Below are 7,675 nucleotides of genomic sequence, written 5' to 3'. Positions count from 1 at the left end.
CCCCCGGGCGCCTGCGCATCCCCCACCTCCCCACTCTCCCCTGCGGCAGCGGAAAGGCAGCGTGAGATGACCGGTCCCGACGCGGCCACCGCGAACCCGGCGGGCCTGACCGCACCCGCCGCCGTCGACGGCGGCACGCTGCCCGCCGAGGAGCCGGCACCGCACGGTCTGGGCTCCTCCCTGCCGCCGCACGACGCCTTCCCGAAGACCGCCGGCACCTTCCCGTACGCGGCCGACCTGTGGGCCGAGGGACTGCTCTGGGCCGCCGTACTGCGCTCACCGCACCCGCACGCCAGGATCCTCTCCATCGACACCTCCGGCGCCACCGAGATGCCCGGCGTGGAGGCCGTCATCACCCACGAGGACGTCCCCGGCGACGCCAACCAGGGCCGCAGGGTGGCCGACCGGCCCGTCTTCGCCAAGGAACTGGTCCGCCACCACGGTGAGCCGATCGCCGCCGTCGCCGCCGACCATCCGGACACCGCCCGGCTGGCGGCCGCCGCGATCGCCGTCGAGTACGAGGTGCTCGAACCGGTCACCGACCCGGAGAAGGCGTTCGAAGCCGAACCGCTCCACCCCGACGGCAACCTCATCCGCCACATCCCGCTGCGCTACGGCGACCCGGACATCACCGGCGAGGTGATCGTCGAGGGCCTGTACCGGATCGGCCGCCAGGACCCGGCGCCCATCGGCGCGGAAGCCGGGCTCGCCGTGCCGCGCCCCGACGGCGGCGTCGAGATCTACACCGCCTCCACCGACCCGCACGCCGACCGCGACCTGGCGGCCGCCTGCTTCGGCCTGCCCGCGGAGCAGGTCAAGGTCGTCGTCACCGGCGTGCCCGGCGCGATGGGCGACCGCGAGGACCCGGGGGTGCAGCTCCCTCTCGGGCTGCTGGCACTGCGCACCGGACGCCCCGTGAAGATCGCCGTCAACCGCGAGGAGTCCTTCCTCGGCCACGCCCACCGGCACCCCACCCTGCTCCGCTACCGCCACCACGCCGACGCCGAGGGCCGGCTGGTCAAGGTCGAGGCGCAGATCCTGCTGGACGCGGGGGCCTACGCCGAGGCGTCCTCGGAGTCCCTGGCCGCCGCGGTGGCCTTCGCCTGCGGCCCGTACGTCGTACCGCACGCCTTCGTCGAGGGCTGGGCGGTGCGCACCAACAACCCGCCGTCCGGCCACGTCCGGGGCGAGGGCGCCCTGCAGGTGTGCGCCGCGTACGAAGGCCAGATGGACAAGCTCGCGGCCAAGCTGGGCCTGGACCCGGCCGAGCTGCGGATGCGCAATGTGATGGCCACCGGCGATCTGCTGCCCACCGGCCAGACGGTGACCTGTCCGGCCCCCGTGGCCGAACTCCTCCAGGCCGTACGCGACGCGCCGCTGCCCGCGCTGCCCAAGGACGCCCCGGAGGAGGACTGGCTGCTGCCCGGTGGCTCCGAGGGGGCCGGCGAACCGGGCGCGGTGCGGCGCGGCGTCGGCTACGCCCTCGGCATGGTGCACGTCCTCGGCGCGGAGGGGACCGACGAGGTGTCCACCGCCACCGTCAGAGTCAACGACGGGGTGGCCACCGTCATCTGCGCGGCGGTCGAGACCGGCCAGGGCTTCTCCACGCTGGCCCGCCAGATCGTGCAGGAGACGCTGGGCGTGGAGGAGGTTCACGTCGCCTCCGTCGACACCGACCAGCCGCCGGCCGGTCCGGCCGCGCACGGCCGCCACACCTGGGTCTCGGGCGGGGCGGTGGAGCGCGCGGCGAAGATGGTCCGCACCCAGCTCCTGCAGCCGCTGGCGCACAAGTTCGGCATGTCCACGGAACTGCTGTCCATCGCGGACGGCAAGATCACGTCGTATGACGGGGTGCTGAGCACCACCGTCGCGGAGACCCTGGACGGCAAGGAGCTGTGGGCGACCGCGCAGTGCCGGCCGCACCCGACGGAACCGCTGGACGAGTCAGGCCAGGGCGACGCCTTCGTGGGGCTCGCCTTCTGCGCCGTCCGCGCGGTGGTCGACGTCGACATCGAGCTGGGCTCGGTACGCGTCGTGGAGATGGCCGTGGCGCAGGACGTCGGCCGGGTGCTCAACCCCCGCCAGCTGGCGGCCCGGATCGAGGCCGGGGTCACCCAGGGCGTGGGCGCGGCGCTGACGGAGAACCTGCGCACGTCGAAGGGGGTCGTCCGGCGCCCCAACTTCACCGGGTACCCGCTGCCGACCGCGCTGGACGTCCCGGACATCCGCATCGTCAAACTCGTCGAGGAGCGCGATGTGGTGGCGCCGTTCGGCGCGAAGGCGGCCAGCGCGGTGCCGGTGGTGACGTCCCCGGCGGCGGTGGCGTCGGCGGTGCGGGCGGCGACGGGCCGCCCGGTCAACCGCCTCCCGATCCGCCCGCAGGCGGCGGTCGCGGTACCGGGCCGGGCCTGAGGGCGGGGGCGGTCCCGGCACCGTCCGGCCCGTGTGACCTCGGCGGGGGGCAGCTGGCGAGACAACTGTCGGCGACACACAGTAACCTCTTAACGCCGCACCGCCCCGGGCGAGTTGCGTCCCGGGGGCGATGGGCGGCCGGGGGCGGCGGACGGCGGCGAGACCGGTCCGCCGTACGGCCGGACGGCGGATGACCTGCGGCCTTCGGCCCGGTGGAGCGTACAGCCGGGAATGCGACCGTGACCGTGTGCACGACGGGGGAGACGACGTGGCGGACCAGGACGACACAGGAACGGGCGGCAGCGCGGACGGCGGAAGCGGCTGGGCGGGGCTGACCGCGATCGGCGGCGCGGCGGTGGCCGCAGCGCGCGGCGCGCGGGACCTCTACACCGAGTTGAGCTCACTGCAGGGTTTCAAGAACCGGGTGGACGAACTGCTCAAGGACCTGGGCGACTCGGAGGCCGCACCGGTTCGCATGGCGGACCACCGCCTGCCGGGGACGCACCTCGGCTCGGGCTTCGCCGAGGCCGAGGGCCTGCACAAGGTCTACGCGGAGGTCCACGACGAGCTGACCGCGCTGTCCGAGCTGCTCTCCGGCCAGATCGAGGCGATGAGCACGGCCGTCCACGCGGCGCGGGTCGGCTACGAGAACATCGACCTCGACAACCGCGAACGCATGTGGCAGATCCACGACTTCACGGACCGGTACTACCGCCGGGAACAGGGCGGCGGGGCCGGGAGCCCCGGCAGCGGCGGCGACCGGCCGGGCGCGGCGCAGCAGGCGGACACGCACCGGCCGCCGGGTGCCGGCGACGACAGCGCGGGGGCGGGTTACTGATGCGCGAGACGTTCCGGGCACGGGGCGGGAGGGGGAGCAGCGGTGGGTGACTCCGCATGGGGCGGCGCCTTCAATCCACGGCGGATGCTGGAGACGGCGCTGACGGAGACGGACTTCCAGTCCGTGCCGCATGAGCGGATGCGGGCGATGATCGAGGGGGCCGATCCGGAGACCACGAGCAAGCTCGGCGGAAAGCTGAAGAAGGCCGCGGTGACGATCGAGGAGATCGGCACCGAGCTCAAAACCCGGATGACGGCCGTCGCCTGGGAGGGTGAGGGCGGCGAGGCGTTCCGGAAGTGGGGTGCCAAGGTCGCCCATGAGACGTTGCGGCTGAGCGAGTTCAGCAAGACGGCGGGTGCGTGGCTGACCGAGGCCGCGACGGTCCTGGCCGAGGTGAAGGCGGCGATGCCGCCGCACTCCAGCGGCTCCCGGGCTCTGCTCGACGCGTTCTTCGAACGGAACCCGGGCGGCCTGCTGATGCTGTCGGAGACGGCCGTCGCGCAGTCGAAGGACGCCGGGGGCGGCGGTGTGCTGACGGGCCCGAGCCCGAAGGAGGCCCTCGCGGCCCAGACCCGCCTCAACGAGGACCATGCGGAGGCGGCCCGCCTGATGACGAAGCTGGCGGGCTCCTACCGCTGGTCCTCCATGAACATGAGCGCGGCGGAACGCCCCAAGTTCCCGCCCCCGCCGGCGGCGGTCCTGCCGCCGGAGCGGGGCCAGTCCGTTGAGAACATCAACCAATGGCGGGACCGTTCCGGAGTGTCCGGGCAACCGGGGGAACCAGGAGGCCGGAGAGCGGCTGGTCAGTCGTCTGCGGACCATGAGGAAGCCAGGACAAGGGGAATGGGCAGTGACAAAACTGTTCCTGTGCCGTTCTCCGGCGAGGCACCGGCCGCTGGCCGACCCGCGCAACAGATCGCCACTGAACTCGCCGGGGGTGGAGCGGTTGCTCCGCCGATCCCTGCCGAACCCGGACCAGGTCTTCAGCATCCGGGCGGTAATACGCCGACCGGCGGCCCTGGTTCTCCCCAGCCGGGGAACTGGCCTTCCATCGCGCCACCACGTGGCCCTCAGAGTGTGGCCGGTGGCCCCGTCGGCAGAGGCACGCCTTCGGTGGGCCGCCCGCCGACGGCCGGTTCGGAACCCGCGCAAGGGGCGGGGCGTGCGCCCCTGCGAGGGGGCGAGCACGGGATCTACGGAGGTCGCCCCACGCCTCAGAACAGCGGTCGTTCCGCAGGCGCCATCCCGCGTGGAACCGTTGTCGGCAACGAGGCCGTCCACGGCAACGGCAGAGGGCCGGTTGGGCACGGTGGCGCCAACGGAGCCACCAGGTCAGGGAGTGGACAAGCCCTGCCCCGGGGGCGGCGACCGGTTTCCGAACCAGGCGGGACGGCCGGAAGCAGGGGTCGGGGCCCCGGAGCGGTGTCACGGCAGACGGCGACGCCGGCCGGGTCGGACCCAGTGCAGGGCTCTGTCTCTTCCAGAGGAAGCGGGGCGCCCGGCGGCCGTCGTGGAAGTACGCCAATGACAGGGGCACGGCCATCACGGGACCGCGAAGCCGGGCCTCGACGAGGTGACCCGGCCGAAGAGGAGGAGACCCGGCTGCAGGGTGGTCGCCGTGTGGTGCCACCTGTCGTTGACTGACATCGTCCGGAAGGCCTGAGGAAAGCGCGGAATCGCATGGCAAAGGTCAAGGGCAAGGAGTTCATCACGGTAGTGGTGAGCTGCCTCGGCGTGCTGCTGACTGGAGCAGCGGGCACGACTGCGCACGCTGACTCCGTGCGTTCGCAGCAGTGGCATTTGGACGCCATGAGGGCCGATGAGATGTGGAAGACCAGTACCGGCAAGGGTGTCACCGTAGCTGTCATCGACAGCGGTGTGGATCCAAATCTGCCGGATTTGCGAGGACAAGTGCTCGACGGAGAGGATTTCTCCGGATACGGAGGGGACGAGCACGACGATTACTACGGGCACGGAACCATCATGGCCGCCATCATCGCCGGAAGCGGCGAGGGGCCCGAGAGCAAGGCCGTTGGCCTCGCGCCGGACGCGAAGATCCTCCCGCTGCGAGTACCCCAGGGAAAGACTGCGAAGACGGAGGCCCACCGTACTGAGCGATTTGCCCGCACGGTCGGCTCGGCGATTCGTCATGCAGCCGACTCGGAAGCGAAGGTCATCAATATCTCTCTCGCCACGGAATTGCCCGTTCCCGAACAGCGGGAGTTGGCTGCTGCTGTCAAGTATGCCGATTCCAAAGGCGCGTTGATTTTTGCGGGTGTCGGTAACGACGGCAAAGAGCGGAACCCGGTGCTCTACCCGGCTGCCCTTCCGGGAGTCGTTGGCGTGGCTGCGACCGACAGAGACGGGAAGGCCACCCGCGAGTCTCAAAGCGGCCCTCAGGTTGATCTTGCGGCTCCGGGTGACGAAACAGTGGCGGCTTGCAGAGAGCGGGGCGGGTGGTGCGTCAGCCACGGCACCAGTGACGCGACGGCGCTTGCCTCCGCCTCCGCCGCGCTGATCTGGGCCAAGTACCCCGACTGGACGGCTAACCAGGTGCTGCGGGTGATGATCAATACCGCGAGCGGTGCCAAGAGCGGCAAGAAGCGTACGGACTACATCGGTTACGGCATTGTCCGGCCGCGGATCGCGCTGAGCAATCCCGGGGACCCCGGGCCGGCTGATGTGTATCCGATCCCCGGGGAGTTGGAGCCGGTCGCGGCGGAGCCCGGATCCCCCGGGGAGAGAGGCGGCACCGGGGAGCCGCAGGCGGCCGGTGAGGCGGCGGGTGGCGGGGACACCGCTTTGTGGATCGGGCTGGGTCTCGGAGCGGCCGCGTTGATCGGCGGAGGAGTCGGCGCTGCGGTCGTGGTCTCGCGACGGCGGCGTGTGGCCGGGGCGGCGGGTGTCCGGCCGCCGGTCGGAATGCCGCACCAGCAGCAGCACCCGCATGCGTATCCGCGGGTGCAGCAAGCCGCGTGGCAGACCCCACAGCAGTCCCATGGGAGTCCGGCTCCGGCCAATCCGGCCAATCCGGCCAACCCGGGCGGGGAGTCCGGGGTGGGGGGAGCTCCGCCCGGGGCCCCGCCCGGCGCGTCTTCTCCGCCGTCGGCTGGTGCGCCGTATCCGCCCGGGGCCGGCGGTGGGCGGGGGCCGCAGCCGGGAGTCTGAGGCGGCTGCCGTGCCCCGATGCCGTGCCCCGGGTGCCGGTGCCGTGCCCCGGCTGTCGGGTGCCGGGGCCAAGGGCGTGGGACGGCTTCGGTGTGCGGGTCTGTCACCGGGGGGCGGGCAGGGTGCCGGCCAGGAAGTCCTCGATCAGGGTGCGGAGGGCGTCCGGCTGGTCGATCCAGGGGTAGTGGCCGGACTCCTTCAGGACGTGCGACCGCGCCCGGGGGAAGGATCCGGCCACCAGTTCGCCGGAGCGGACGCCCGTCACCGCGTCCAGGGAGCCGGTGATCACCAGCACCGGGCAGTCGGTGTCGCCGAGCCGTTCGAGGATCGCCTTCCGGGCCGCTTCTCCCACGCCCTGCCAGAAGCCGGCGCGGGGCACCGGGTTGAGCTGCCCGGGTTCCGTGGCGGCGTGGGCCCGCTGCGGCTCGTCCCAGTGGGCGTACGCCATCGGCGCGGCCCGGAGCAGCAGGTTGCGCACCTCCTCGAAGTCGGCGACCCGGGCGAGCTCGTCGATGGCGGCCGCCGCGTCCGGCCACCACGCCTCACCGCGCCGGGACGCGAAGATCTCGCGTGCGTCGTCCGGGAGTTCGCCCTGAAGCCGGGCGCCGGGGCAGAGCAGGACGAGATGGCTCAGCCGGCCGGGGTGCGCGGCCGCGTATGCCTGGGCGGTCGCCGTGCCCGCGTCGTGGGCGAGCAGGGCGAACCGCTCCAGACCGAGGTGCTCGCGCAGCGACTCCAGGTCTTCGGCGAGGGCGGGGAAGGCGTAGGCGGACGGGTCGGCCGCGGTGGGGGAGTCCCCGGTGCCGCGCGCGTCGGGGAGGACGAGCGGACGGTGTGCGTCGAGACCGCCGAGGTTTCCCAGGTAGGCGGCGTCCCGCGCGGGGCCGCCCGCGAGGCAGAGCACGGGCGGGGTCGCCGCGCCGTCGCGGGTGTCCAGGACGCGGTAGGCGAGCTCGGTGTCGTCGTACGAGCGGTAGCGGGGCATGCCTTGCGGGTGCCCCGCCAGCGGCCGCGCACCCCCGGCGGGGCGCGGGACCACCCGGGAGGGCGACCGCTCGCGGGCCCGCCCCGTCATCCACGGCCCCCCTGGTCGTTGGCCTTTCGGCCGTCGCTCACCATACGAAGACTGCCCCCGTTACCTTTTTCGTGGCCCCGCAATGGGGCGCCTGGCCCCCGGGTCCGGTATGGCTGTGTGCCCCCTGTCGTACGGATGACCTGGGGGGTGTTGCCGCCGGGCTTCGGGGCACCGCTTGACCG

Annotated in this window: 5 protein-coding genes; 3 read left to right on the top strand and 2 right to left on the bottom strand. The window is 72.8% G+C overall.

The genetic code is table 11. The annotated features are described in order from the left end of the window. Positions 1 to 66 precede the first annotated feature (66 nt). The gene (locus KBZ10_RS28755; protein ID WP_210990682.1) at positions 67 to 2,412 is read left to right on the top strand and encodes a xanthine dehydrogenase family protein molybdopterin-binding subunit; all 2,346 of its coding nucleotides are present in this window, start codon (positions 67 to 69) and stop codon (positions 2,410 to 2,412) included. A gap of 247 nt (positions 2,413 to 2,659) precedes the next feature. Then, entirely contained in the window at positions 2,660 to 3,250 is a 591-nt protein-coding gene (locus tag KBZ10_RS28750) for a hypothetical protein (RefSeq protein WP_210990681.1), read from the top strand. On the opposite strand, the gene KBZ10_RS28745 is transcribed toward KBZ10_RS28750, so the two are convergent. Further along, complete coding sequence (locus tag KBZ10_RS28745; protein WP_210990680.1) at positions 3,244 to 3,831, bottom strand: hypothetical protein; 588 nt, start codon at positions 3,829 to 3,831, stop codon at positions 3,244 to 3,246. The genes KBZ10_RS28750 and KBZ10_RS28745 overlap by 7 nt on opposite strands. A 1,099-nt stretch (positions 3,832 to 4,930) precedes the next feature. Between KBZ10_RS28745 and mycP the strand changes: the two genes are divergently transcribed. Continuing rightward, positions 4,931 to 6,418, top strand: coding sequence for a type VII secretion-associated serine protease mycosin (mycP, locus tag KBZ10_RS28740; RefSeq protein WP_210990679.1), 1,488 nt, complete (start codon positions 4,931 to 4,933; stop codon positions 6,416 to 6,418). Positions 6,419 to 6,521: 103 nt separating this feature from the next. Here the strand turns inward: mycP and KBZ10_RS28735 are convergent, their stop codons facing one another. Beyond that, positions 6,522 to 7,403 carry an alpha/beta fold hydrolase gene (locus KBZ10_RS28735; protein WP_210990678.1) on the bottom strand — a complete coding sequence of 294 codons (882 nt, stop codon included), beginning with the start codon at positions 7,401 to 7,403 and terminating at the stop codon, positions 6,522 to 6,524. Positions 7,404 to 7,675: the final 272 nt, after the last annotated feature.

The organism is Streptomyces sp. F63 (assembly GCF_018070345.1).
Lineage (GTDB): Bacteria > Actinomycetota > Actinomycetes > Streptomycetales > Streptomycetaceae > Streptomyces.
Note: the sequence above shows the minus strand (reverse complement) of the source record. Positions and strands in the feature narration are given on the sequence as shown.

Excerpts from the sequence above, each read along its gene's own strand:
- KBZ10_RS28755 (WP_210990682.1), top strand. The coding sequence starts at position 67 with ATGACCGGTCCCGACGCGGCCACCGCGAACCCGGCGGGCCTGACCGCA.
- mycP (WP_210990679.1), top strand. The coding sequence starts at position 4,931 with ATGGCAAAGGTCAAGGGCAAGGAGTTCATCACGGTAGTGGTGAGCTGC.
- KBZ10_RS28735 (WP_210990678.1), bottom strand. The coding sequence starts at position 7,403 with ATGCCCCGCTACCGCTCGTACGACGACACCGAGCTCGCCTACCGCGTC.